The sequence below is a fragment of the Inquilinus ginsengisoli genome, assembly GCF_050434925.1.
GTDB lineage: Bacteria > Pseudomonadota > Alphaproteobacteria > DSM-16000 > Inquilinaceae > Inquilinus > Inquilinus ginsengisoli_B.
In genome coordinates, this window is sequence record NZ_JBNDJK010000001.1 from 5,359,829 (window position 1) to 5,385,422 (window position 25,594).

A 25,594-nucleotide genomic window follows, 5' to 3' on the forward strand; every position below is an offset into this window, starting at 1 on the left:
CAAGGGCCGGTCCTTTTGGGACCGGCCCTGTCGGCGCGGGAGAGGATCAGCTACCGCATTGGGTGGCGTATTCCTGGTCCGCCGCCTGGATTCGCTGGTCGGCCCGCTGCAGGTCCTGGGCCGTAAGCTGAAGCTGCCCCTGGCAATTACGATTGATCGTGTTGAGGCGTTTGGCTTCGGCGATCAGGGTGGAGCCGGTCCGGCACTGCTCCGTCATCGGCGCGCTGGCCTGCTTGCTCAGAAGCTGTTGCGCGGTGCGGACTTTCTCCGCCTGCACCTGGGCGTCCGACTGGCAGTCGGCGAAGGCCGGTGCGGCGGCGAGGACCGCCGTGGCGGCGAGTAGGACGAGTTTCACTGGACTTCCCCTATAGGCTGGCAGGGTCGCCTTCCGCCGCGCCGCGGCGGAGGACAATGGGGCAATGGTCGAGCCGCGGCGATTGTTCCATCTGCGCCGCGACAAAGGCAGATCCGCCATCGAACGATTATCCGCACAAGGATTCATCAAATTAGACAAATGCGATCGGTGTATCTTGCGGATCATGCTGGCGGAGTGGCGCACCTCAAATCGCTTATCAATTGATAGTCTGGCGCCGCTGATCTGAGGCACTGCAGCGAAGTACGGCAACCGAAGCGGAAGTTTATTGCACCGCAGGCTCGTAGGATGAGAGCTTTTAAGGGAACAGTCCGGCCGCCTATCGGTTTCGTTGGGTATCCAGTCGCAACACGGACGCTCCCCGATGCCGGCCATCTCAGCCGCAACCGAGCGACAGTTCCTCGCGACCGTCGCTCCCTGCATTCCGGATCTCCGGCGCTATGCCGTGAGCCTGACCCGCAACCGGGCGGATGCCGACGACCTGATCCAGGAGACGCTGTTGCGGGCCGCCCTGAAGCTCCATCTCTGGCGGCCCGGCAGCAACATCGTCGCCTGGCTCATCGTCATGATGCGCCGCCTCCACCTCTCGAAATTCGTTTCGGGCAAGCGCAACCAGACCGAGATGGTGCCGATCGAGGGTTGGGACCTGCCGGCCCCGGCCAACCAGACCGAGACGGTCGAGGTGCGCGAAGTGGAGGCACGTTGGCCCTCGCTGTCGCGCAGCCATCGCGAGGTGCTGCACCTGGTGGCAATCAACGGCGCCTCCTACGAAGAGGCGGCCGAACGTCTGCATGTTCCGATCGGCACCATCCGGTCCCGCCTGGCGCGGGCACGGAACGCCCTGCGCGGCGAGGACCGGGCGGTCCACTGAGGCCGATCGGTCACAGCGCCTCGACCGGCAGGGTGAAGACATAGCCGACGCCGCGCTCGGTCCGGATGATCCTCGGGGCGCACGGATCGGCCTCAAGCTTGCGGCGCAGCCTCAGCACCTGCACGTCGACGGTGCGGTCGAACACATCCTCCCGGATTCGCGTCGCCTGCAGCAGTTGCTCGCGCGAAAGCGGCCGCTGCGGCGCCGCGATGAAGGCGACCAGCAACGCATATTCGGCCTTCGATAGTGGCACCACGACCCCTTGGGCGTCGGTCAGCCGCCGCAGGCGCCGGTCGAGCTGCCAGCCGCCGAAGCGGCAGCGGCCGCGCTCGGGACTCCGCTGCGACGCCGCCCGCGCGAGGTCCCGCCCGCGCAAGATCGCCCGGATTCGCGCCAGCAGCTCCCGCAGCCCAAACGGCTTGCTCAGATAATCATCGGCGCCGAGCTCCAGCCCGATAACGCAATCGACCTCCTCCTGGCCGCGACCGGTGCCGATGATCACCGGGATGGCGGAGCGCGTCCGCATCTCACGCAGCAGCGTGAGGCCGTCGCCCTCGCCGAGCTGCAGGTCCAGAATCACCACGTCCAGCTCGCCCCGGGCGATGTGGCGGGCGATCTCCTGGCGCCCCCCGGCCGCAACCGCATGTGCGCCGTGGTTCTCCAGATAATCGGCGATCGTCGCCCGCATCGCCGGGTCATCGTCGGCAACCAGGACGCGGATCGGCCGGTTGCTGTTCGCGGTGCTCAGGTCCGGCCGTGCCGACGGCGTGCTGGACTCCGCCTGCGTCCAGGAAAAGGCGGAGTAATCGGCCGGGGACATCCGATGTTGAAGCAAGGCTCCTGACTCCAGTTTCCGGCAGCGGTGGGTCCCGCCGCCTGCGCTGTGCCCGGACCATCGCACCCGAGCGGCAGAGCCGGAGGTGACCTGGGTCACGCCTGAAATCTGGCATCGTCATTCCGGAGGCCGGGCTTGTCGCGACGTCCTGCCCGGCTTCGCCGCGGCCGCGTGAGGCTCGCCTATCGCTTCAGCGTCCCGTAGGGGTCCTCCGGCTCTTCCTGCGGCTGTGCGGCAGTGCCGGCCGTGCCCGTCCCGGCACCGTCGGATTTGACGCTCGAGGCGAAATGCGGGATCAGCAGCGTGCTCCACGCCTCGAAGATCTTCACCGTCTCGGTCCGGCAGCGCCCCGCCCGCGCCTCGGGCAGCAGCCCGTCCTGCACGATCTGCGCGTAACGGTCCGGGTCGCGCCCATACATCATGCACAGCAGGTTGAAATAGCGCTGCTCGCTCAGCGAATGCTCGTCGGCGTAGCGGGCCATGTCGGCGTCCTGGTTGCTGCCGCCGCCGCTGCCGTTTACCGAGAACCACAGCGCGACCAGCTTGAGCGAGGCGATGACCTCGTCGGTCGCCTCATTGTCCCAGTTGTTCAGCATCATCGTCACGGCCGCCAGCTGGTCGACGGCGTCCTCCTCGCGCCCGGTCGAGGGCAGGCCGAGGATGTCGATCAGTGCGTGCCCGGTCTCGTGCAGCAGGATGAAGCGGATGTTCTGCTTCACATAGTCGGTCTGGAAATCCGAGCCGCCCCCGGTCTGCTTGGCCAGCGCGTGGCCTTCCCGCACCAGCGAGTCGACCATCTCGTAGCAGAGCGCGATCATCGACTCCTTGGGCGAATAGAAGGCGTTCACCGTGCCGCATTCGCCGGCGACGAAGGCCAGCGGCCGCGGCATGATGAACATGCCGTCCATGGTCCGGATCTCGGAGATCTGGCGGATCAGGTCCGTGTCCTGCACGAACTGGTACGCCGGCTGCATCTCCTTGCTCTTCGGCTCCTGGTACTCGTAGCTGAAGGCCGTGCCGCCCTTCGGATTGCCCGATGCGCTGGTCCGCTGCGGGCTAGGTTCCGTGCCGCCGCGCGAGGTGCCGCCTCCGCCCTGCCCGGCCCCGCCGGCCTGCTCCTTGGCGTCCAGCAGCGCCTGCAGGGTCGGGTAGCTCGGATCCTCCTGCGGCGTGTCGTAGCCGAACGGGTAGAAGCTGTTCGACACCATCACCGAGACCGGGCCCATCTCCTTGTCATGGGCAGCATCCCAGATCAGGTCGTAGCCGCGGATCTCGCCGCCGCGCTGCTCGTAGCGGGCGTAGAACTTGCCCGTTCCCCGGCTGCCGCTGAGGATGAACAGGTCGTCGCGCCTGAACTCATAGGTGACCTTCGACTTCTGGTCGCCGGCCAGCGCGTCGTACAGGGCGTCGATCTGGCCGGGCTTGATGTCGGTCATCCGGACCGTCATCAGCGACACGTTGCCGTCCTGGCTGTCCAGCAGCAGCCCGCCCATGTCGGAGTTCTTCTGCTCCGTCAGCAGCTTCGACGGATAGGACAGGATGATCCGGCTGCGGGAATCGGACAGCGGCTGCCAGCCGAACCGGTCCCTGGCCGAGAAGGCGGAGCCGGCGAGCCTGAGCGCCTGCTCGCCATCGAGCCGGCCGGTGGGCTGGACGCCGTTCTGCTCCTGCCAGGACCAGATCGCGTCCCGCGTGCCCCGCGCGAGAACGCCGTCGGCCCAGCCATTGTAGTAGCCGAGCCAGATCAGCCCCTCCTGCAGCAGCTTCTTCTCTGGCACGTTCAGCATGCCGTCGAGATCGGACGCATCGATGGAACCGGCCTGCGGCCGTGGCGACTGGGCCTGGCCGGAGGACGCAGCCCCCAGCAGGCCGCAGGCGACCAAGACCGCGACGATCGCCGCCCTCACGCGACGAGAGCCGCGTTCCGAATCTCTTCCCACCATCTTTCCCCCTCCAAACCCACTCACGGCCTGATATTGGACGAATTTGTTGAGAATCAGGCCGAGACCACACGTAATTGAGAACCGAGCGGAGAAGGTCTGAAAAGTCCCTGCCTAGGAAGATCAGTACGGAGCGGGACGCCGATCTCAGGCCAGCGACTGCAGGTCGCCGCAGATGCTGATCGCCTGGCCGGAGATGGTACGGCCGCGGGGCGAGGCCAGCAGCAGGATCTGGTCGGCCAGCTGGCGTGGCTGGATCATCTCCCGGATCGAGGCCTGCGCCAGGGACTGTTCCTGCATCGCCTCGGCCGTCATGCCGCGCTGCGCCGCCTTGGCGGCGAAGACCCGGCGGATACGGTCGCCCTCGACGATGCCGGGCTGGATCGCGTTGACCCGGATGCCGAGGGCCCCTAGCTCGATCGACAGCGACTTGGTGAAGCCGACCACCGCCCATTTCGAGGCGGCATAGGGCGTCCGCAGCGGGAAGCCCAGCCGGCCGGCAGAGGAGGACAGGTTGACGATGCTGGCATTGTCGCTCCTGGCCAGATGCGGCACGGCCAGGCGGGTGCAGTTGAACTGGCCGGTGATGTTGACCGCCAGCGTCCGGTCCCACTCCTCCGGATCGATCTCGTCGACCCGGCCGGTCGGGCCGGCGATGCCGACATTGTTGACCAGGCAGTCGAGTCCGCCGAGCGCCGTCAGCGCCTCGTCGAACAGCCGGGTCACGGCCGCGCGGTCGGACATGTCGGCCGTGGTGGTGCTGATCGCCGGGCTTTCCGCCGCCAGCGATTCGAGCCCCGCCCGGTCGACGTCGCAGACATGCACCCGAGCCCCCTCCTCTACGAAGGCGCGGACGATCTCCCGCCCGATGCCGGACGCGCCGGCGGTAACCAGGACGCGCAGACCGTTGATGCCGAGATCCATGGCGTTCTCCTCCTTGCTCGTTGCCGGCAACCCTATCCCGGCGGGCCATCACAACCAAGCCGGCCTGGGTTGCCGATCGCGATCTGGACCCGGGGGCCGCTTTGTCGGACCGTTGGCATAACGACAATGCGGGAGGAGACAGAGTCATGCCGACCGTCGCGATCATCGGCACCGGGCTGATCGGCCGGTCCTGGGCGATCGTCTTCGCCGCCGCCGGCTGGCAGGTGCGGCTGAGCGATTCCAGCCCCGCCGCGCTGGAGGCGGCGCCGGGGCTAATCGCCGAAGGGCTGGCGGAGCTTGCGGGCCACGGTTTGGTCGACGACCCGGCCGGCGCCGCGGCGCGGGTCCGGGCCGCCGGATCGCTGGCCGAGGCGGTGAACGGGGTCGAACTGGTGCAGGAGAACCTGCCAGAGGATGTCGAGATCAAGCGCGCGGTGTTCGCCGAGCTGGACCGGCTGGCACCGCGTGACGCGATCCTCGCCTCCTCCACCTCTGCGATCGTCGCCTCGCGCTTTACCGAGGGCCTCGCCGGCCGTGACCGCTGCCTGGTGGCCCATCCGGTCAACCCGCCGCATCTGGTGCCGATGGTTGAGCTGTGCGGCGGGCCTTGGACCGCACCCGAGACTATCGAGCGGGCGCGCGGGATCTACAGCGCCATCGGGCAGGAGCCGGTCACGATTCACCGCGAGGTCGACGGCTTCGTGCTGAACCGGCTGCAGGGCGCCCTGTTGGCCGAGGCCTTCCGGCTGGTCGGCGACGGCGTGATCAGCCCGCAGGACCTGGACAAGACCATCAAGGACGGGCTCGGCCTGCGCTGGTCCTTCCTCGGCCCCTTCGGCACGATCGAGCTGAACGCGCCGGGCGGCATCCCCGACTATTGCGACCGCTACACCGGCTTCTACCGCCGCCTCGCCGCCGATCCTGCCAAGCCGGAGGTGTGGGACGGCCCCACCGTCGACCGTCTGCTCGCCGGCTGGGGCGAGACCCCGGATGCCGACCGGCTGGCCGCCCGCAGCGCTTGGCGCGACCGCCGCCTGGCGGCGCTGAAGGCCCACAAGGCGGCGCAGCCCGAAGACCCGACCGTTTCCTGAGCCAGAGGACAGACCAGATGGCCAAGAGCCGCAAGATCGTCATCACCTGCGCCGTCACCGGGGCGATCCACACCCCGTCGATGTCGCCCCACCTACCGGTGACCGCCGCCGAGATCGCCGAGGCGGCGATCGGCGCGGCCGAGGCCGGGGCCGCCATCGTCCATCTGCACGCCCGCGACCCGGAGACCGGCAAGCCCGACCAGACGCCGCAGGCCTTCGAGCCGTTCCTGAAGGTGATCAAGCAGCGCTCGAACTGCGTCGTGAACCTGACCACTGGCGGCGCCCCCTGGATGCGGGTCGAGGAGCGCATCCTGCCGGCCCAGACCTTCAAGCCGGAGGTCGCGTCGCTGAACATGGGGTCGATGAATTTCGGCCTGTTCCCGATGCTCAACCGGTTCAAGGAGTTCAAGCATTCCTGGGAGCCGGAGGCTCTGGAGGCCTCGCGCGACCTGGTGTTCCGCAACAGCTTCAAGGATATCGAGTTCGTCCTTCGGACCCTCAGTGACGACGGTATCCGCTTCGAGTTCGAATGCTACGACACCTCGCACCTCTATAATCTGCACCACTTCCTGGAGCGGGGCCTGGTCAAGCCGCCGCTGTTCGTCCAGACCGTGTTCGGCATCCTCGGCGGCATCGGCCCGCATCCGGAGGATGTGGCGCATATGAAGCGCACCGCCGACCGGCTGTTCGGCGACCAGTACGAATGGTCGGTGCTCGGCGCTGGGCGCAACCAGCTGCCGATCGCGGCGATGGCGGCGGCGATGGGCGGCAATGTCCGCGTCGGGCTCGAGGATTCGCTCTGGGCCGGCCCCGGCAAGCTGGCGGAGTCGAATGCCCAGCAGGTCCGCCTCGCCCGCCAGATCATCGAGGGCCTCGGCCTCGAGATCGCCTCGCCGGATGAGGCGCGCGAGATCCTGGCGCTGAAGGGCGGCGACCGCGTCGCCTTCTGACACGGTCGGACGACAAGACCCGGGCTGTTACGGCAGTCACAGCCCGGGCCGGCGGCTCGTGCTTCCATGGCGACATGGACACGGCCCTGCACATCCCGATTCCGAAGCCCGGCCGGGCCGCACCGCCGCGAGTCCAGGCGGGACGGTCATCGCTGTGGCCGGAATCCCACGTCACGCCACAATGTGGCAGCCTCGCCCTCGTTTCGCCGGCTTCATCCGATATTGATAGAGGATCGGCCCGAGCTCCGTGTTACCCTTTTAGTGCAGAGCTAGTCCTCAATCTGAAACCATCACCAATCTCTCAATGTAGTGGTTATTTTGTTTCTGAGATGCAGATCATTAGAAGCGGCATGATTGTCGATGTGAAGGGGCGGGGGGCGATTTCTTCTACCGCTTCGGTGCGTCGTGAGGCTGGACGATCTTCGGCCGATCTCCGGGAGCTGTCCCGCCGAGTCTGCCGCCTTTCCTTCGGCATCCGTGCGAAACGTGTGTCGTGATGGGCGCGCAAACCCGCACAAAACCTGGTGCTTCAATTCGGTGCACGACCGATATCGCGTCTATGCGTATGATCGAGGCAAGCATCCCGAAAGGGAGCGTAAGAAGCGTTAGGGAACGGACAGGTTCAATGGCACAGGCGCCCGAGGCGTCGCAGATGGCTGCCGGTCACGAGCAATCGATCGTCAGCCAGACTCTCCTCTCTCAACTTCTGACCCTGTTCCGGACGCTGCGGGCCTCGCCCGACTGGAAGCGCATCCTCGTTCTCGTCGCCGGCGTTGTCGTCGTCATCGCCCTGACCGCGGGCGCGCAGATCCGGCTGAACGCCTGGAACCAGCCCTTCTATGATGCGCTGGCGCAGAAGAGCCTGAGCGGATTCCTGCACCAGCTGGTGGTCTTCGTCTTCATCGCCGGCGTGCTGCTGACGCTCAATGTCGCCCAGGTCTGGCTCAACCAGACGCTCAAGGTGCGGCTGCGGGCCGGGCTTACCCGCGACCTGTTCGGCGAGTGGCTGAAGCCGAAGCGCGCCTTCCGCCTGGCCGGCGCCGGCGAGATCGGCGAGAATCCGGACCAGCGCATCCATGAGGATGCGCGGCACCTGACCGAGCTGTCGACAGATCTCGGCATTGGCCTGCTGCAGTCGACCCTGCTGCTGATCAGCTTCGTCGGCGTGCTGTGGATCCTGTCCCAGGGCATCGCCCTCAAGATCGACGGCATGCCGATCTCGATTCCCGGCTACATGGTCTGGTGCGCCCTGCTCTACGCCGCAGCCGCCTCCTGGGTGAGCTTTCGCGTCGGCCGGCCGCTGATCAACATCAATGCCGAGCGCTATGCCCGCGAGGCCGATCTGCGCGCGGCCCTGGTCCGGGTCAACGAGCATGTCGACGGCATCACCCTCGACAGCGGCGAGGCGGACGAGCGGCGACGCCTGGACGGCGACCTCGACCGGATCATCGTGGTGATGCTGCGCTATGTCCGTGCCGTCACCAACCTGACCTGGGTCACCGCCGGCTATGGCTGGTTCACCATCGTCGCCCCGATCCTGGTCGCCTCGCCCGGCTATTTCGGCGGCGACCTGACCTTCGGCGAACTGATGGTGGCGGTCGGCGCCTTCGTCCAGGTGCAGCAGGCGCTGCGCTGGTTCGTCGACAACTTCAGCAATCTGGCCGATTGGCGGGCGACGCTGCTGCGCGTGATGAGCTTCCGTGAGACGCTGGTGACGCTCGAGACCCTGAACGGCGAGCCGCGCAAGATCGAGATCGTCGAAGGCACCGGCGACGCGCTGGGCTTCGAGAAGCTGGGCGTGCTGTCGGCCGGCGGCCTGGCGGTGCTGGACGACGAGCAGGTCGAGATCAAGCCGGGCGAGCACGTCCTGATCGTCGGCCGCACTGGCGGCGGCAAGAGCACGCTGTTCCGCGCCTTCGCCGGGCTGTGGCCCTGGGGCACCGGCCGCATCCTGATGCCGTCCCAGGCCCGCACCATGTTCCTGCCGCAACGGCCCTACCTGCCGCCCGGCTCGCTGCGCGACGCCCTGACCTACCCGACGGATGCGACCGGCTTCACCGATGAGCAGATCTGCGGCGCGCTCCGGCGCACCGATATGGGGCATCACGAGATCTCGCTCGACCAGGTCAAGAACTGGGACAAGGAGCTGACCAGCGATGAGCTGCAGACCCTGACCTTCGCCCGGCTGCTGCTGCACAAGCCGCAATGGGTGTTCATCGACGAAATGGTCGACGCGCTGGACGAGGACCGGCGGAAGACGGCGATGTCGATCTTCGAGCACGAGCTGCCGGAGACGGCGGTGATCACCATCGCCCGGCGCGAGGTCAAGAACGGCTTCTACACCCGCGTCCTGCGGCTGCACCTGACCGACGAGGTCACCGGCGAGCGCCGGATCCCGATCGGCCGGCCGCCGCGGCGGGCGATCCCCTCCTCCGCCGGCTTCGCCCCCCTGCTCCACCACCGAGACCCGATGGAATGACCACACGGCCTGCCGCAACCCGCCGCGCTTCCAGGAAGGGCGCCGCGGCGCTGTCGGACGACGCCCTGCTCGACCTCGTGCAGCGCCAGACCTTCCAGTTCTTCTGGGAGGCGGCGCATCCGGTCAGCGGCATGATCCCCGACCGCACCGACCGCACCGGCAAGGCGCCGAACGACTGGGTCACGACCGGCGGTTCCGGCTTCGGCATCATGGCGATCATCGTCGCGGCAGAACGCGGCTGGATCGAGCGCGCGGCCGCGGTCGAGAGGCTGATGACCATCGTCCGCCACCTGGAGCACACCACCTCGCATCACGGCGTGTTCCCGCATTTCCTGGACGGCCGCACCGGCGCCACGGTGTCGTTCAGCCGCAAGGATGACGGCGGCGACCTGGTCGAGACCGCCTTCCTGTTCCAGGGACTGCTCACCGCCCGCCGCTATTTCGACCGCGACGCCGCCGACGAGACCGAGCTGCGCAACCATATCGCCTGGCTGTGGAACGAGACCGAGTGGAGCTGGTACACCCGCGGCGGGCTGAATGTGCTGTTCTGGCACTGGGGCGCCAACAACGGCTGGGGCCTGGGCCACGAGATCCGCGGCTGGAATGAGTGCCTGATCACCTATGTCATGGCCGCGGCCTCGCCGCGTTACGCCATCGATGCCGAGGTCTATCACCGCGGCTGGGCCGTCGGCCGGTACTTCCTGAGCCAGCGCACCTACTACGACATCGAGCTGCCGCTGGGCATGCCCTATGGCGGGCCGCTGTTCTTCAGCCACTACTCCTTCCTCGGCCTCGACCCACGCGGCCTGAAGGACCAGTACGCCGACTACTGGGAGCAGAACCGCCGGCACACGCTGATCAACCACGAGCACTGCGTCCGCAACCCGAACGGCTTCAAGGGCTATGGGCCGGATTGCTGGGGCCTGACGGCGAGCGACACGCCGGGCGGCTATTCGGCCCATGCGCCGGACAACGACCTCGGCGTCATCAGCCCGACCGCGGCGCTGTCGGCGATGCCCTACACGCCCGAGCAGTCGATGCGGGCGCTGCGGCATTTCTACGAGGCGCTGGGCGACCGGATCTGGGACAAGTACGGCTTCGTCGACGCCTTCTCCGAACAGGCGAACTGGGTGGCCGACACCTATCTGGCAATCGACCAGGGGCCGATCGTGGTGATGATCGAGAACCACCGCACCGGCCTGCTGTGGAAGCTGTTCATGGGCGACCCGGACGTGCAGCGCGGCCTGCGCACCCTCGGCTTCGACAGCCCGCATCTAGGCAAGCGGTGATGGGCGGCGGGCACGTCGTCGTCCTTCTTTCGGAATTTCTGCTACACTGATCGCCATGAACGAGAAGACCGAAAACCTCGTCCTCGAGCATCTCCGGCATCTCCGCGCCGGCATGGATCGCGTCGTTGAGCGCCTGGACGACCTGACCGCCCGTGTCGGGCGGCTCGAGGTCAACATGGCTCAGGGATTCGCGCGCACTGAGATCGCCCTTGCCGAACATTCCGTGCGTTTCGACAAGGTCGAGAAGCGGCTCGACCGGATCGAGACCCGTCTCGGCCTGATCGACGCTTGATCGCCTCGGGCGCGTTCAGACCGAACTCATTTGTCATGTCCGAGCTTGACCCGGGCATCCAGAAGGTCTCGACGCTCTCTGGATTGCCGGGTCAAGCCCGGCAATGACATTAAAGAGTTAGCAAACGATCTTCATTTCAGATCTTAATCTGGTCGATGACACCTCCCACGACAGACCCCGCCTTCACGGAATGGATCGACCGGCAATACGCCGTCGCCGCCCGGAACCTGACGCTCGGCGTCTCCGCCACCCATCTGGTGAAGGAGCGGTCGCCCTTCCGCCAGCGCATCGTGCCGCGGCCCGGATCGGTCGTGGCCTCGGCGGTGATGGGGGCCTACGACCCCGACCCGGACTATTTCTTCCATTGGTTCCGGGATTCGGCGCTGGTGATGGATGCGTTGCGCATCCTGGTGGCGGATGGAACCCGGCCGGCCGCGGATGCCGGCCATATTCGCGACTTTATCCGCTTCAGCCTCGGCCTGCGCGGGCTGACCGGTGCCGCGGTGCTGGCCAAGGGCGATCCGCGCCAGGGCGTCGACCCGGATTTCGTGCAGCATGTCCGGTCCGAGGCCGATCTGCGCGGCGTCGCCGGCGACCGGATCTGGGGCGAGGTCCGGGTCAACCCGGACGGCACGCTGGACACGCTGAACTGGTCGCGGCCGCAGCATGACGGGTCGGCGCTGCAGGCTCTGATGCTGCTGCGCTGCCTGGAGGACGGGGTGCTGGAGCCGGGCGTCCGGGACGAGGCGGCCGGGCTGTTGCGGATCGGCCTGGACTTCGTCCTGGCGCATCACGCCGAGCCCAGCTTCGAGATCTGGGAGGACAGCCTCGGCCATGACTACTACACCGGCGTGGTGCAATGCGCCGCGCTGCGCCGGGGTGCGGAGTGGTTGGAGGCGCAGGGCGATAGCGAGGCCGCCGGGCGATGCCGGGAAGCCGCCACGGTGCTCGCGGCGGCCGCGGACAGCCACTGGCAGGCCGGCGCCTATGCCAGTCTGATGCCAGCCGCATCAGGCGCGCCGGGCCGTGACCTCGACATCGCCGTGATCCTCGGCGTGCTCCATGCCGGCCTGCCTTCCGGGCCGCACAGCGTGCTTGACCCGAAGGCCCAGGCGACGCTCGCCGCGCTGGAGAATCTGTTCGCCGGCCTGTTCCCGATCAATGCCGGGCGGCCGGCCCCGGCGCTCGGCCGCTACCGCGAGGACCGTTACTACGGCGGCGGCGCCTGGTACATCGCGACCCTGGCGGCGGCGGAATTCCACTATCGCTTGGCCGCGGCTCTGGCGGGCGGCGCGGCCTTCGCCCTGACCACCGACAACCGCCGCTTCGTCGCCCGCGCGCTGGGCACCGAGCCCGACGATCTCGACAGCCGGCGTTTGGCCGCCGCCTTCCTCGCCCGCGGCGACGCCTTCCTGGCCACAGTGCAGGCCTTCACCCCGGCCGACGGCGCCCTGTCCGAGCAGTTCGACCGCACCGGCGGCGCCCAGACCTCGGCGAAGCATCTGGGCTGGAGCTATGCCGGCTGCATCACCGCGGTCCGGGCGCGGCGGCAAGCGTCGAGCGGCCTCTGACGAGCAGCACTGCGTTGTCTCTTCCGCTTGCGAGACCTTTTCGGAACACCGCCGTTTCCCGGTCTATCCCTTCTATCCTTCCCCTCCCCTTGCAGAGGTTGAGGGAGGGGTTTGGTGTCGATGGAATTGATGTGGAGCGTCACCACCGCCCCCGCAGAAATCCTGGCCGATTCCACGCCGGCTCCCGTCATCGACACGCCTCCGCCTACCCCTCCCCCTCCCCCTCCCCCTCCCGCGGAGAAGTGTGGAAAGCACACGTCGGTTCAGGTGATCAAATTCTGAAAAGGTCTCGCTGGCGGGGAGGCAACGCATACGGGCCGGCTCTTCGTCCTACCCGAGCAGCATGGTGATGTCGCAGACGCCTGTTGCCTTGCATAATTTGGCGATAGGTCTGCGCGCGGATCAAGTCTTTGTTTTTGCTGTCTTTGTTTTTCCCGGGGTGGATTTTTGGTCGCTCAATCGACCCTTTGCGCGCACCCTACGCGAGGGCTTTATGGCTGGGTGTGCTGAGGCCACCGTCCGCTGTGCTGACGGATCTGGCGGGATCGGCTCACGGAGGTGCAGCCCCGTCTCGGGATCGAAGCCGATCTCGGAGAGCTGCCAGCCATAAGAGGCCTGGAACCAGCGCGTCCATTGCGGGCCGAACAGGTCGTCGATGGCGCGTTCGACGAACTCCCGGGCCTGGGCCAGGGCCTCGCCGAGCGTTCGCGAGTCGAATTCCAGGGTGGTCGTGACGTCGCGCTTGGGGCTGCCGCCACCGGCGACCACCACGCCCAGGACGTTGGACGCGGCAAGAGGGATGAATACGTCCACAGTGAGGGTAAGGGGCGGTGTGTCGGGATTGCCAGGCGTCTTGGCCCGGTTTGCCTTGGCGACAGGCTCGGGATCTTTCGGGGCCGGGGAGTTGGGCTCGCGCCGTCTGAACGACGGCTCTGGCGGCGCGGCCGGCTGCTCGGCCATGTCGAGGCCGAACAGCGCTGAGAGGTCATCGGCGGCCAGCACCTTGTCGGCGGCCACGTCCGTGGTCGAGATCGGCAACGAAGCGTCGACCTGGGCGACCAGATCGCCGCCGTCGACGCCACGCAGCTGGAACAGCAACTCCGGCGCGTGATCGAGCCGGGCGCCGATGCCGTACAGCACCGCGGCGACGTGCTTGCACATCGACGCATAGTCCGGGCAGGTGCAGGAGAGGCGGATCTCCGTCGGCTTCGGGAACAGCCCGGCATTCTGCCGGCAGAGGCGCTCCATGATGCCCTTGGAGAAGCGGCCCTGTAGCAGCTCGACCAGGCTGTCGATGCCGGTGGAGCAATCGGCGCGGATGGCCTCCCACTTCACCTTCGGGATCTCGGTGATGGCGATGGCCACGTGGTAGAGTTCCGAGCCGCTGACCAGCGACGTGACCTTGCCGCGGGCGATCTGCAGGTCGAGCACCGAGCCGTTGCGCACATAGGTGCGACCGCGGGGGAGGCGGCTCTCGAAGTCGTGATAGCTCTCCATGTTGTCGCACCAGGCCTTGCCCCAGAAGGTGGTGGCGATCTGGCGACCCTCGATCGTCACCGGCGCGACGGGATGGCCCTTGCGGCGCAGCGTCTCGACCTCGCGGGCGGCCCTGCGGCGCCGCTCGGCGACGGGGACGTAGGGGGCCCAGCCGCCGTGGTCGTCGTATCGCGACATTGGCTCAGTCCTTCATCGCGGCGTCGAGGTCGAGGCGGACCAGCCGCAGGAGGGCGTCGTCGGAGAGTTCGGTCAGGGTAATCTCCCTGGTGTTCGCCAGCAAAGCGTCGGCGAGCCCCTGCTTGGCGTCGATCATGGCGTCGATCTTCTCCTCCACGGTGCCGCGGCACAGGAACTTGTGCACCAGGACGTTCCTGTTCTGACCGATGCGGAAGGCCCGGTCGGTGGCTTGGTTCTCCACCGCCGGGTTCCACCAGCGGTCGAAATGCACGACATGCGACGCCGCCGTCAGGGTCAGCCCGGAGCCTCCGGCCTTCAGCGACAGGACGAAGAACGGCACCGTCTCATCCTCTTGGAAGGTCGCGACCAGATCCTTGCGTTTGCCGACGGCGGTGTCGCCGTGCAGCACGAGCCCGGCGCGGCCGAACACCGAGCCGAGGAAGGCCGCGAGCGGCGCGATGACCTCCTGGAACTGGGTGAAAACCAGGATCTTCTCCTGCCGGACGGCCACCGCTTCGGCGATCTCGCGCAGCCGGGCCAGCTTGCCGCTGTCCGCCTCGTCCCAGGCGTCGTCATGGAGCCACTGCGAGGGGTGGTTGCAGATCTGCTTCAGGCGCATCAGCGTCGCCAGGACGAGACCCCGGCGCTGGATGCCGTCGGCGATCTCCAGCTTCTCGGCGAGATCCTCGACCGCCTGGCCATAAAGCGCGGCCTGGCGGCGGCTGAGATGGCAATGGGCCTTGACCTCGGTCTTGTCGGGCAGGTCGGCGATGATCGACTTGTCCGTCTTCATGCGCCGCAGGATGTAGGGCCGGACGAGCTCGCGCAGCGGGCCGTAGGGGTTGTGGTCGCGTTCGGCGAGCTTGGCGGCGACCTTGCCGAACTGTTTGGCGGTGCCGAGGAGGCCCGGGTTGATGAAATCGAAGATCGACCAGAGGTCGCCGAGATCGTTCTCGACCGGCGTCCCGGTCAGGGCGATCCGGGCCTGAGCCTTCAGGGCCTTGGTGGCCCGTGTCTGCTTAGCGTTCGGGTTCTTGATCGCCTGGGCCTCGTCGAGGATGACGAGCCGCCAGGCGATATCGGCCAGGATCGGCATGCGCAAGAGCGTGCCGTAGCTGGTGATTGCCAGGTCCAGCTCCTGGGCCCGCTCCGGAGAAAACTGCCGCATCTCTTCGGCGGTCATGGCCGAGGGATGCAGGATCCTTGCCGTCAGGCTGGGAGCGAAGTGCTCGATCTCGGTCATCCAGTTCGCCAGCAGCGAGGCCGGCGCCACCAGGAGGCACGGCGGCAGTGGTGTGGGACCGGCCATCTGACGTTGCGCCAGGAGGAGGGCCAGCACCTGGATGGTCTTGCCCAGCCCCATGTCATCGGCCAGGCAGGCGCCGAGGCCGAGCCCCGACAGCAGGTGCAGCCACTGGGCGCCGGCCTTCTGGTAGGGCCTGAGGGTGCCGTGCAGCGCAGGGCCTGGATCGATTCCACCGCCGTTCGGAGCGCGCAGCGACTGCAGGGCGGCGGCCAGCCATGGCCCGGCGGTGACGCGCGACCAGTCGGCGGTGGTGTCGTCGGGGGTCTCCTCCGCGGGGAGGCCGGCCAGCATCCGCATCGCCATGGCGAAGGTCAGGCCGTCGCGCCGGGCAAGCGCCTCCGCCGCCTGGAAGCGGTCCAGCGTGCGGGTGAGCCGCTCGCGGTCGACCTCGACCCACTGGCCGCGCAGCAGCACGAGGCTCTCGGTGCCGGCGAGCAGGGCGGCGATCTCCTGGTCGCTCAGCGTCTCGCCGCCGAGGGTCATCTCGACCGTGAAGTCCAGGAGGCCGTCCAAGCCGAGCACGGAAGGGGCGTTGCTGCCGACGACGGCGGCAACCTGTGGCCGCGATGGACGTCCGGCGCGCCAGGTGGCCGGCATGCGCACCACCACCCCGGCTCGTTCCAGGTCGGTGGCGCTGGTGAGGAGGCGCGCGGCGTCACCCGGTGTCCACCGCAGGGGATGAAAGATCTCCCCCCTGTCGATCATCGGCTTAAGCCAGGAGCAGGTCTCGACGGCCCGTTGCACCGGCAGCAGCAGTGACAGCAGCTTGGCCCGGTTGGCGGCGCCGGCGTATTCGCGCAGGGCCTGGCCGAGCGGCAGGTGCTGCGCCCTGGCCTGCGCCGACAGGTGGGTGGTGTAGGTGGCCATGAAGGCGAAGGGGTTGTCCGCATCGCTGCGGTTCTCCGCCAGGTTGAAATGCACGCGGCCGACCAGGTTCCAGGCCGGGTTGAGCGCCTTCAGGAAGCTCTGCAGGTCGGTGCCGGCGGCAGCGAGGCAGGCAGCCGCCGCCTGGGCGATCTCGGCCCAGAGCGACCGCAGCACCTCCGGCGTGAGGTATTCGGCGCCGATCATCATCGGGGCTGTCAGCACCAGAGTGCCGAGGTCCGCCTCGTCCGGTGCCGGAACGTCGAGGACTGCTGAGACCGAGGCCTCTTCCGTCGCGCCTCCGGCGTGCAGGCAGAGTGCCGTCACATAGCGGGCTGCGAAGGCGCGCCACCACGCGAGGATTGGTGGCAGGGGCTGGCCGACCTCGCCCGCGCCGAGGCGCAGCAAGCCATATCCGGTGCCCTGAGCGAATGCTTCGCCCAGGCGCGCCGCCATGGAGGACGCGCCGGCGATCTCGGGTGCGTCAGCGCCTTCCGCGATGAGATGGCCGTGTGGGGTCAGGCGAAGGCTGATCGGCACTGCCCGACCGTCGGACGGATGGCCGGTCACGCTGCCATCCGCGGCTCGAAGTCTATGCGGCAGCTGAGGTCCGGGTTGAATCGGCCGTAAGGGTTGATGTGAGCGTAGATCAGCGGCGTCAGCCCACGCCAGCCCTCCGGCGTCATCCGCGCTTCCCAGCCGGGCTTGGACAGGATCCGCTGCAGCATCAGCGGTCTCACATAGACCAGGCAGCTCCGCAGCGGGTGCAGCGCCAGCACGGCCATCTCCCAGATTTCCATGCGGTTGGAGGCGATCTCGCCGCCCTTGCCGAAGAAGATGAAGCCGTTGGCGCTATTCCAGCTTTCCACCACGTTCAGCCTGTCGTGGATCTCACGGCGGAACGCCTCGGCGGCCGCGCGACAGAGCTTCGGCACCCAAATCCCGATTCACCGCGTGTTCCCGATTTCATCGCCTCGGGCAACCTCATCCCAGATCGGTCGACAGCGTCAGTCTCGCCCAGGCCGCGTTCGCGTCTTACTCCTTCTCGTGGCCGGAATCCCAGCGACGCTCGCACTACCCCGCCGCCTTTGCGGTCGAGGACGCCCGCCACAAGTCGATGCCGCCGTCCAAGGCGTGGCGGTCGATCTCGGCCAGCTCTTCCGTGGTCAGCGGCGCGCTCTTCAGCGCGTCGAGGCTGTCGTCGAGCTGGGCCACCGAGCGGGCGCCGATCAGGGCCGAGGTGACGCGCGGGTCGCGCAGCACCCAGGTCAGCGCCATCTGGGCCAGGGTCTGGCCGCGGCGCTGGGCGATGCCGTTGAGCTCGCGGATGCGGGCGATGTTGCCCTCCGACAGCAGCCTCGACTGCAGCGAACGGCCGCGCTTGGCCCGCGAATCCTCGGGCACGCCGTCCAGATACTTTGAGGTCAGCATGCCCTGGGCCAGCGGCGAGAAGGCGATGCAGCCGATGCCGAGATCCTCCAGCGTGTCGAGCAGCCCGTCCTCGACCCAGCGGTTGAGCATCGAATAGGAGGGCTGGTGGATCAGGCAGGGCGTGCCGAGATCCTTGAGGATCGCTGCGGCCTGGCGCGTTGCCTCCGGCGAGTAGGAGGAGATGCCGACATAGAGCGCTTTGCCCTGGCGCACGACGTGGTCGAGCGCGCCCATCGTCTCCTCCAGCGGCGTCTCGGGGTCGAGCCGGTGCGAGTAGAAGATGTCGACATAGTCGAGCCCCATGCGCTTGAGGCTCTGGTCCAGGCTGGCGACCAGGTATTTGCGCGAGCCGAAATTGCCGTAGGGCCCCGGCCACATGTCGTAGCCGGCCTTGGTCGAGATCAGCAACTCGTCGCGATAGGGCCGGAAATCGGCGGCGAAGATGCGGCCGAAATTCTCCTCGGCCGAGCCGTAGGGCGGGCCATAGTTGTTGGCCAGGTCGAAATGGGTGACGCCGCGGTCGAAGGCGCGGCGCAGCACGGCGCGGCCGGTCTCGACATGATCGACCCCGCCGAAGTTCTGCCACAGGCCGAGGGAGATCTCCGGCAACTGCAGCCCGCTACGGCCGGAGCGGCGGAATCGGGCGGTCTCGTAGCGCGCCATATCGGCGATCCAAGGTGTCTGCATGGCTGTTTCCGTCTTAATCGTGTTGGCGTCAGGCGACCGGCTGGGCGCATTGCCCGGTGCCGACGATCGCGGTCTTCGCCGCATCGGCGTCCTGCGGCGCGCCGTCCTGCAGGTAAAAGACCTCGTTGTTCTGGTTGAAGGCGCGCAACTCGCGCCCGTCCGCATCCGCGATGGTTCCGGTGTGGTTGATCGGGTGCTGGCGACGGCCGCCTTCCGGCGTCCGGACGACCAGGAAGCCGCACAGCTCGTAGCGCACCGTCCGCCCGGCCGGCACCTTGACCTGCAGCTCGGCGATCGGGTCGTCCTTGGTGACATGGAGCACGCCGACGGTGCGGCCGTCGATGCCGACGGCGATCAGCTCCTCGATCTGGTCGGGGCCGAGCTCGTCGGTGATGCGGAAGCGGTGGTCCTTCGGGCCGGCCCCGGCCGGGGCCGTGGCGAACAGGCCGATCAGCAGCGCCAGCGCCGCCGCGCGCCAGAGTCGCAAGCTGCGTATCGATGGCTTCACGTCCCCGCCCCTCCGTCGTAAGGCAGCGACCCTAGCGCGAGGATGGACGACATACCAGCTTGCACGATGGCCCCCGGATCGGTTAGGCCAGCGCTTCCATGGATGCGGCGCGGCCCCGGGCCGTGCCCATGGCATCCTCTCGAAAACCCAGTGTAGGGCCAGTTATGCGTTCTTTTGACGGACAGCGGTCCGACGGCGCTCCGATTCGCCGGAACCGCGAGGAAAAGCAGAAGCAGTTGCAGGAGCTGGAGCAGAAGCGCGTCCATCTCGGCAATCACACCTCGAAGACGCTGCGGGACGCCATGGACCGCAAGATCGCCGAGCTGAAGACCGAGCTGGCGCTGGCCGAGCGCGCCGCCGCGAACCAGGCCGCCAATCCGGCCCCGCAGTCGCGCCGACCGCCACGCCGCTGACCGGTACCGGGGCGGCGCCGGACCGCCGCCCCGAATTCAGATTTCGATCACCAGCCCATCATGGGCCGGCCGGACATGGCCCGGCAGCTGCCGGCACAGCCAGTCGTAGTCCATCTGGTGGTTCATGTGGGTCAGCCAAGCCTGCTTCGGCTTGAGCCGCTCGATCCACTCCACCGTCAGGGCGAGATGGGCGTGCGAGACATGCGGCTCCGGCCGCGTCGCATCCACCATCCAGAGCTCCACCCCCTCCAGAGCCGCCCAGGCGCGGTCGTCGAGGCGAACGACATCGGTCGAATAGGCGAAGCGGCCGAAGCGATAGCCCATCGACACGACGCGGCCGTGATCCTGCTCGAACGGCACGATGTCGATGTCGCCGACCCGGAACGGCCCGTCCAGCAGATGCGGCACCAGGAACGGGTGATAGAAGCCGCGGTCCATCTCGACTGAGGTCATGATGTAGCCGAAGCGCTCCTCCAGCTCCTGCCGCACCGCCGAATCCATATAGGCGTCGATCGGCTGCTTGAAGGCCAGCGGCCGCAGGTCGTCGATGCCGTGGATATGATCGGCATGGGCGTGGGTGTAGAGCAGCGCGTCGACCCGCTTGACGTCATGGTCCAGCAACTGGTCGCGCAGGTCCGGCGAGGTGTCGATCAGGATGGTGGTGCTGTCGCTCTGCACCAGGATCGACGGGCGGCGCCGGCGGTTGCGCGGATTGGCCGGATCGCAGGTGCCCCAGATGCCGCCGACCATGGGCACCCCCATCGAACCGCCGCAGCCGAGCACCGTCACACGCATCGGTCAGGCCTCTTGCTTCGGGATCTTCGTGAACAGACCGAAGAAGTTGTCGCTCGTCCTTCGAGCGAAATCTGAGCCCGACAGCCCGTGCAGCTCGGCCACGCGCTGGGCGGTGTGGGCGACGAAGGCCGGCTCGTTGCGCTTGCCGCGCTTCGGCACCGGCGCCAGGTAGGGTGCGTCGGTCTCGACCAGGATACGGTCGAGCGGCAGGTCCTTCGCCGTGGCGCGGATGTCCTCGGACCGGTTGAAGGTGACGATCCCGGACAGCGATATGTGAAGCCCGAGTTTTACCGATTCCTCAGCAAGTTGCCTAGTTCCGCTGAAGCAATGGATGATGCCGCGCAGCGGCGGCCGGTCGCCGCCCTGCCCTTCCTCCTCCAGGATCCGCAGCGTATCGGCCTCGGCCTCGCGGGTGTGCACGATCACCGGCAGGTCGACGATCCGCGCCGCCCGGATATGCCGGCGGAAGCTCTCCTGCTGCGCCTCGGCCGGGCTGAGGCCATAGTGATAGTCCAGGCCCGTCTCGCCGATACCGACCATCTTCGGATGCGCGACGAGGGCGAGGACCCCCTCGACCGTAAGGTCGGTGAAATCCTTCGCCTCATGCGGATGCACCCCGGCTGCGCCGTACAGCATCGGGAAACGCTCGACCAGCGCGATCGTGGCCGGCAGCCGGTCCGGCCGGGTGCAGATGGTCAGCATGCAGCCAACCCCGGCATCCCGGGCACGGCCGACCACATCGTCGATCTCCGCCGCGAAATCCGGGAAATCGAGATGGCAGTGGCTGTCGACCAGCATAGACGGGGGCAGCATTACGGCGTGGCCTCCGGCTCGACATAGCGCGGGAACACGCCTTGCGGCGCCGGCAGCACCGTGCCGGGCACCAGCGCGTCGTCGTCGCCAACGCGGGCGAAGCCGCGGGCATCGGCGGCGACGGCCAGCTGGTCGAGCATCTTCGCCATCGACTGCGGCATCACCGGCTGCATCAGGATCGACAGGCGCCGCACCGTCTCGGCCAGCACCCACAGCACCGTCGCCATCCGCGCCGGGTCGGTCTTGCGCAGGGTCCAGGGCGCCTGCTCGTCGACATAGCGGTTGGCCTCGCCGACCACGGCCCAGACGGCGTCCAGGCCGCGATGGAAGGCCTGGACGTCGAACTCGCGCCGCAGCGTCTCCAGCAGCGCCGGGACCTGGGCCAGCAGGGCGCGGTCCTCATCGGTCAGGCTGCCGGGCTGCGGCACCTGGCCGCTGCAGTTCTTGCCGATCATCGACAGCACGCGCTGCGCCAGGTTTCCGAAGCCGTTGGCCAGCTCGCCATTGGTGCGCTGGATCATGCCGCGCCGGGAGAAGTCGCCATCCTGGCCGAAGGAGACCTCGCGCAGCAGGAAATAGCGCACCGGGTCCAGGCCGTAGGTCTCGATCAGCTCCAGCGGGTCGATCACGTTGCCGAGCGACTTCGAGATCTTCTGGCCTTCGTTGGTCCACCAGCCATGGGCGAAGACGCGCTTGGTCACCGGCAGCCCGGCCGACATCAGGAAGGCCGGCCAGTACAGGGCGTGGAAGCGCAGGATGTCCTTGCCGACCATATGCAGGTCGGCCGGCCACCAATGCTTGAAGCTGTCCGAGTCCACATCGGGATAGCCGACGGCGGTGAGGTAGTTGGTCAACGCGTCGACCCACACATACATGATGTGCGCCTCGTCGCCCGGCACCTCGATGCCCCAGTTGAAGGTGGTGCGGCTGATCGAGAGGTCGCGCAGGCCCGATTTGACGAAGGCGATCACCTCGTTGCGGCGGGACTCCGGCGCGATGAAGTCCGGATTAGCCTCATAGAAGGCCAGCAGCCGGTCGCCCCAGGCGGACAGGCGGAAGAAGTAGCTCGGCTCCTCCACCCATTCGCATTCGGCGCCGGTCGGGGCGATGCGCTTGCCGTCGACGACGGTCAGCTCGTCCTCGCCGTAGAATGCCTCGTCGCGCACCGAGTACCAGCCGGCATAGCCGCCAAGATAGATGTCGCCATTGGCCTTCATCGCCTCCCAGATCGCCTGCGACGCCTTGATGTGGCGCGGCTCGGTGGTGCGGATGAAGTCGTCGTTGCTGAAGTTCATCGCCGCGGCCAGGTCGCGGAAGTTCTGGCTGACCCGGTCGGTGAAGGCCTGCGGGTCCACCCCGGCCGTCTCGGCGGCCTTCTGCACCTTCTGGCCGTGCTCGTCGGTGCCGGTCAGGAAGTGGACGTCGAAGCCGTCCAGCCGCTTGAACCGGGCCAGCACGTCGCAGGCCAGAGTCGTGTAGGCGTGGCCGATATGCGGCTTGTCGTTGACGTAGTAGATCGGGGTGGTGATGTAGAATGTCTTCGGCGCCGGCATCGCGGCCTCTTTTCCGTGCTACGGCGGCGGTCAGCCGTTGCAGGCGCGCTCGATGCCGATGAACGCCTGCAGGAGAACCTGCTTCCGATCGAGGTTGGACCCGTCCGCCTGAGCGAACAGGCGGCGGGTGTTGTCCCACAGCTCCACCCAGCGATCAAGGCCGCCGGCCCGCCCCAGGGCCCCGACCACGCGCTGCATCACCGCACCCTCCCCCGCCACGATCTCGGCCGGGGCAGTGCCGCGGGCGGCGGCGCGGGCCAGCCGCTCCATCCACCAGATCAGGAGCCCGGTGAACAGGCGCCAGCTGGAATCCGCCGCGACCAGCCCGATCCGGTCGCCCATCTTGTGCACGGCGCGGAAATCGACCCGCGGGAAGTCATCGAGCAGGCCCAGCATGTCGCGATAGAGGCCGAGCCCGCCCTCCTCGATCAGCGCCGCCGCCCGGCCGATGCTGCCCTCGGCCAGCCGGACCAGCGACGCCCGCTCCTCGAGGTCGAGATCGGGCGCGTGCTCGGCCAGCAGCCGGTCCACGGTCGCGTCGGGCAGCGGCTCCAGCACCAGGTGGCGGCAGCGCGACCGGATGGTCGGCAGCAGCGCGCCGGGATTGCCGCAGCTCAGCAGCAGGATGGCGTGCGCCGGCGGCTCCTCCAGGATCTTCAGCAGGGCGTTGGCGCCGTTGCGGTTCATCGCCTCGGCCTCGTCGACGATGACGACGCGCCAATTGCCCTCGGCGGCGGTCAGGCGCAGGAACGGCTCGATCCGGCGGATCTGCTCGACCGGGATCTCGCGGCTGCGGCGCTTCTTCTCCTCCTCGCCGCCGCCGTTGCGCTCGATGGTCAGCAGGTCGGCATGACCGGACGCGGCGGCGCGGCGGAAGGTCGGATGGTCGGCCGGGATATCGAGACTCTGGGCGCCGCGCGGGCCGCCGGCCAGCAGGAAGCGGGCGACCCGGTAGGCGAAGGTGGCCTTGCCGATGCCGGGCGGGCCGGTGATCAGCCAGGCATGCGGCAGCCGGCCGGCATGCAGCGCCTCGAGGAACGCCGCCTCCGCCGCCTCATGGCCGAGCAGCCGCGGATTGGCGCGCGGCGCGGGAAACTCCGCACTCATGGCGCCGGCCCGAACTTCGCCTCGACCGCCGCGCGGATGGCGGCCGAAACCGCGTCGACCGTGCCGCCGGCGTCGATCACGACGCAGCGCTCCGGCTCGGCCGCGGCGATGGCCAGGAAGCCGTCGCGCAGGCGCTGGTGCAGCGCCTCGCCCATCCGCTCGTAGCGGTCCTCGCCGCCGCGGCGGGCGCCGGCGCGGGCCAGGCCGGTCTCGACCGGCACGTCGAGGATCAGGGTCAGGTCGGGCTTCAGCCCATCGGTGGCGATCCGGAACAGGGCGTCGAGGGCGGCGCGGTCCACACCCATCCCCCAGCCCTGATAGACCATCGAGCTATCGGCGTAGCGGTCGGAGACGACCCAGGCGCCGCGGTCGAGCGCCGGGCGTACGGTGACGCGCAGATGGTCGCGCCGGGCGGCGAAATGCAGCAGCGCCTCTGTCACCGGGTCCCAGCGGTCGGTGTCGCCCTTGACCAGCAGGTTGCGGATCGCCTCCGCCCCCGGCGAGCCGCCGGGCTCGCGCGTGCTCACGACCTCGATGCCGCGCCTGGCGAGATCGGCGGCAAGGCGCTTGGCCTGGGTGCTCTTGCCCGAGCCCTCGCCGCCTTCAAGCGTGATGAACTGTCCGCGCGTGCCCAAGCGATCCGTCCTCGGTTGCGGCTTCGTCGCGCCGCGAACCGACGGGGTCACTCGGCGACGATGCGTGCTCCGGAATAGCCCGCGCTGGCGATCTGCTTCAAGGTGGTCGATGCAGCCTTGGGGTCGATGAAGGGGCCGATGCGCAGCTCGACCGCGCCGGACGCGGCGGCGGTCGAGACCGGACCGAAGCGGCGCAGGGCTTCGGACAGCGAGGCCACCTGCTGCGGCCGGGTGGCCTTGGCGGCGGCGACGAACAGGCCGGCCGGGTTCGGCTTGGCCTCGTCCTCGGCATTGCCGACGATCTCCGGCAGCCGGTCGGGCACCGCCGGCGCTGGCGGTACGGGGATGTAGCGCGTGTCGACGAGGTCGTCATCCTTGCCGACGGAGGCGACCTGGCTCTTCCGCGCCTGGTCGCGCTGCTGCTGCAGCGCCCGGAAGCGATCCGCCTCCTCCAGCACCTGGATCTTGACCTTGGCCGAACCGTTGCCGCGGAAGCCCAGCAGCTCCGCGCCGCGGGCCGACATGTCGATGATCTTCGACCGCACGAACGGGCCGCGGTCGTTGATCCTGACGATCAGCGTCCGGCCGTTGTCGAGGTTGGTGACCTTGACCAGGCTGGGCATCGGCAGGCTGCGATGCGCGGCGGTGACGAGGCCGCTGTCGAAGCGCTCGCCATTGGCGGTCTTGCGGCCGTGGAAGCCAGGGCCATACCAGGTGGCGGTGCCGACCTGCACCGAATCGCGGTCGGTGCGCGCCACGTAGCGCACACCGTTGATGGCGACGACACCCGGATCAGCGGGGCGAGCGAGAATGGGCCGTTCGGCGATGCTCCCCTTCCCCGGCTGGGAGGGAGCGCATCCGGTGGCAAGCAGCGCCACGCCGATGGCTGCAACGACGGCGAGTCCCAGAGAACGATCCGACTTCGTGCGGCTAGATCTCACGCAAAAAGAGCGGCGTCCGGACCGGGGCAGGATCGGTTCGGCAGTCATGTCAAACCGTATGTCACAACATCCGGTCAATGGTCCAGCATATTCGTCCCGTCTCGCTCCGGCGTATCTGAGCATGTGCTGGCCAGCCGATCCGCGGCATCGGTCGGCGCCCGGTATTTCTGTGAATTTCTGCCTGCGCTCATAGGTTGTACTGGCGTGCAGACCGGTTTGACAGTACGGCCCGTAACCGCTTCGGTTCGCAGT

The 25,594-nt window shown here is 68.1% G+C and carries 23 protein-coding genes; 8 read left to right on the forward strand and 15 right to left on the reverse strand.

All coding sequences use genetic code 11. The features are described 5' to 3' along the window. Positions 1-46: 46 nt before the first annotated feature. Positions 47-355 (reverse strand): hypothetical protein, encoded by a 309-nt coding sequence (locus QFZ27_RS25515; RefSeq protein ID WP_429229271.1) that lies wholly within the window; start codon positions 353-355, stop codon positions 47-49. 382 nt (positions 356-737) lie between these two features. Here QFZ27_RS25515 and QFZ27_RS25520 point away from each other — a divergent pair, with 382 nt between their 5' ends. Continuing rightward, positions 738-1,244, forward strand: a complete 507-nt coding sequence (locus QFZ27_RS25520; RefSeq protein WP_429229272.1) for an RNA polymerase sigma factor — start codon at positions 738-740, stop codon at positions 1,242-1,244. Between the two features lie 10 nt (positions 1,245-1,254). Here QFZ27_RS25520 and QFZ27_RS25525 read toward each other — a convergent pair whose 3' ends face one another. The 3 genes from QFZ27_RS25525 to QFZ27_RS25535 all read right to left on the reverse strand — a co-directional run bounded on the left by QFZ27_RS25525 (position 1,255) and on the right by QFZ27_RS25535 (position 4,943). Beyond that, the gene (locus QFZ27_RS25525) at positions 1,255-2,178 is read right to left on the reverse strand and encodes a response regulator (protein ID WP_429229273.1); all 924 of its coding nucleotides are present in this window, start codon (positions 2,176-2,178) and stop codon (positions 1,255-1,257) included. An 83-nt stretch (positions 2,179-2,261) separates the two neighbouring features. Next, positions 2,262-4,022 carry a DUF4344 domain-containing metallopeptidase gene (locus QFZ27_RS25530; protein WP_429229274.1) on the reverse strand — a complete coding sequence of 587 codons (1,761 nt, stop codon included), beginning with the start codon at positions 4,020-4,022 and terminating at the stop codon, positions 2,262-2,264. Between the two features lie 144 nt (positions 4,023-4,166). Then, entirely contained in the window at positions 4,167-4,943 is a 777-nt protein-coding gene (locus QFZ27_RS25535) for an SDR family oxidoreductase (protein ID WP_429229275.1), read from the reverse strand. 146 nt (positions 4,944-5,089) lie between these two features. On the opposite strand from QFZ27_RS25535, the gene QFZ27_RS25540 reads away from it, so the two are divergent. The 6 genes from QFZ27_RS25540 to QFZ27_RS25565 all read left to right on the forward strand — a co-directional run bounded on the left by QFZ27_RS25540 (position 5,090) and on the right by QFZ27_RS25565 (position 12,615). Next, positions 5,090-6,034, forward strand: a complete 945-nt coding sequence (locus QFZ27_RS25540; RefSeq protein WP_429229276.1) for a 3-hydroxyacyl-CoA dehydrogenase — start codon at positions 5,090-5,092, stop codon at positions 6,032-6,034. A 17-nt stretch (positions 6,035-6,051) separates the two neighbouring features. Continuing rightward, complete coding sequence (gene kce, locus QFZ27_RS25545) at positions 6,052-6,984, forward strand: 3,5-dioxohexanoate:acetyl-CoA acetone transferase (RefSeq protein WP_429229277.1); 933 nt, start codon at positions 6,052-6,054, stop codon at positions 6,982-6,984. Between the two features lie 625 nt (positions 6,985-7,609). After that, a complete protein-coding gene (locus QFZ27_RS25550) occupies positions 7,610-9,463 on the forward strand; it encodes an ABC transporter ATP-binding protein/permease (RefSeq protein WP_429229278.1) in 1,854 nt (617 codons plus the stop codon). Continuing rightward, complete coding sequence (locus QFZ27_RS25555) at positions 9,460-10,752, forward strand: glucoamylase family protein (protein WP_429229279.1); 1,293 nt, start codon at positions 9,460-9,462, stop codon at positions 10,750-10,752. Before QFZ27_RS25550 ends, QFZ27_RS25555 begins: the two co-directional genes overlap by 4 nt. A gap of 55 nt (positions 10,753-10,807) precedes the next feature. Continuing rightward, entirely contained in the window at positions 10,808-11,044 is a 237-nt protein-coding gene (locus tag QFZ27_RS25560) for a hypothetical protein (protein WP_429229280.1), read from the forward strand. Between the two features lie 155 nt (positions 11,045-11,199). Next, the gene (locus QFZ27_RS25565) at positions 11,200-12,615 is read left to right on the forward strand and encodes a glycoside hydrolase family 15 protein (protein ID WP_429229281.1); all 1,416 of its coding nucleotides are present in this window, start codon (positions 11,200-11,202) and stop codon (positions 12,613-12,615) included. A gap of 402 nt (positions 12,616-13,017) precedes the next feature. Here QFZ27_RS25565 and QFZ27_RS25570 read toward each other — a convergent pair whose 3' ends face one another. The 5 genes from QFZ27_RS25570 to QFZ27_RS25590 all read right to left on the reverse strand — a co-directional run bounded on the left by QFZ27_RS25570 (position 13,018) and on the right by QFZ27_RS25590 (position 19,064). Continuing rightward, positions 13,018-14,289, reverse strand: a complete 1,272-nt coding sequence (locus QFZ27_RS25570; protein ID WP_429229282.1) for an SWIM zinc finger family protein — start codon at positions 14,287-14,289, stop codon at positions 13,018-13,020. 4 nt (positions 14,290-14,293) lie between these two features. Beyond that, complete coding sequence (locus QFZ27_RS25575; RefSeq protein WP_429229283.1) at positions 14,294-17,029, reverse strand: DEAD/DEAH box helicase; 2,736 nt, start codon at positions 17,027-17,029, stop codon at positions 14,294-14,296. Continuing rightward, positions 17,026-17,394 carry a Tn3 family transposase gene (locus QFZ27_RS25580; RefSeq protein ID WP_429229284.1) on the reverse strand — a complete coding sequence of 123 codons (369 nt, stop codon included), beginning with the start codon at positions 17,392-17,394 and terminating at the stop codon, positions 17,026-17,028. The genes QFZ27_RS25575 and QFZ27_RS25580 overlap by 4 nt, the downstream gene beginning before the upstream one ends. Positions 17,395-17,533: 139 nt before the next feature. Then, positions 17,534-18,577, reverse strand: a complete 1,044-nt coding sequence (gene mgrA, locus QFZ27_RS25585; protein WP_429229285.1) for an L-glyceraldehyde 3-phosphate reductase — start codon at positions 18,575-18,577, stop codon at positions 17,534-17,536. Between the two features lie 28 nt (positions 18,578-18,605). Continuing rightward, on the reverse strand, positions 18,606-19,064 hold the full coding sequence (locus QFZ27_RS25590; protein WP_429229286.1) for a hypothetical protein: 459 nt from the start codon (positions 19,062-19,064) through the stop codon (positions 18,606-18,608). Between the two features lie 257 nt (positions 19,065-19,321). Between QFZ27_RS25590 and QFZ27_RS25595 the strand changes: the two genes are divergently transcribed. After that, positions 19,322-19,498, forward strand: coding sequence for a hypothetical protein (locus QFZ27_RS25595; RefSeq protein WP_429229287.1), 177 nt, complete (start codon positions 19,322-19,324; stop codon positions 19,496-19,498). 36 nt (positions 19,499-19,534) lie between these two features. On the opposite strand, the gene QFZ27_RS25600 is transcribed toward QFZ27_RS25595, so the two are convergent. Genes QFZ27_RS25600 through QFZ27_RS25625 form a run of 6 tightly spaced genes read right to left on the reverse strand, consistent with a single transcriptional unit; the run spans position 19,535 to position 25,159 of the window. Next, positions 19,535-20,293: an MBL fold metallo-hydrolase gene (locus QFZ27_RS25600; protein WP_429229288.1), complete on the reverse strand. Its 759-nt coding sequence runs from the start codon at positions 20,291-20,293 to the stop codon at positions 19,535-19,537. Between the two features lie 3 nt (positions 20,294-20,296). Next, positions 20,297-21,106, reverse strand: a complete 810-nt coding sequence (locus QFZ27_RS25605; protein WP_429229289.1) for a TatD family hydrolase — start codon at positions 21,104-21,106, stop codon at positions 20,297-20,299. Further along, the gene (metG, locus tag QFZ27_RS25610; RefSeq protein ID WP_429229290.1) at positions 21,106-22,659 is read right to left on the reverse strand and encodes a methionine--tRNA ligase; all 1,554 of its coding nucleotides are present in this window, start codon (positions 22,657-22,659) and stop codon (positions 21,106-21,108) included. The genes QFZ27_RS25605 and metG overlap by 1 nt, the downstream gene beginning before the upstream one ends. 30 nt (positions 22,660-22,689) lie before the next feature. Further along, a complete protein-coding gene (locus tag QFZ27_RS25615) occupies positions 22,690-23,766 on the reverse strand; it encodes a DNA polymerase III subunit delta' (protein ID WP_429229291.1) in 1,077 nt (358 codons plus the stop codon). Then, a complete protein-coding gene (gene tmk / locus QFZ27_RS25620; RefSeq protein ID WP_429229292.1) occupies positions 23,763-24,401 on the reverse strand; it encodes a dTMP kinase in 639 nt (212 codons plus the stop codon). Before tmk ends, QFZ27_RS25615 begins: the two co-directional genes overlap by 4 nt. A gap of 47 nt (positions 24,402-24,448) precedes the next feature. After that, positions 24,449-25,159 carry a septal ring lytic transglycosylase RlpA family protein gene (locus QFZ27_RS25625; RefSeq protein WP_429229293.1) on the reverse strand — a complete coding sequence of 237 codons (711 nt, stop codon included), beginning with the start codon at positions 25,157-25,159 and terminating at the stop codon, positions 24,449-24,451. Positions 25,160-25,594: the final 435 nt, after the last annotated feature.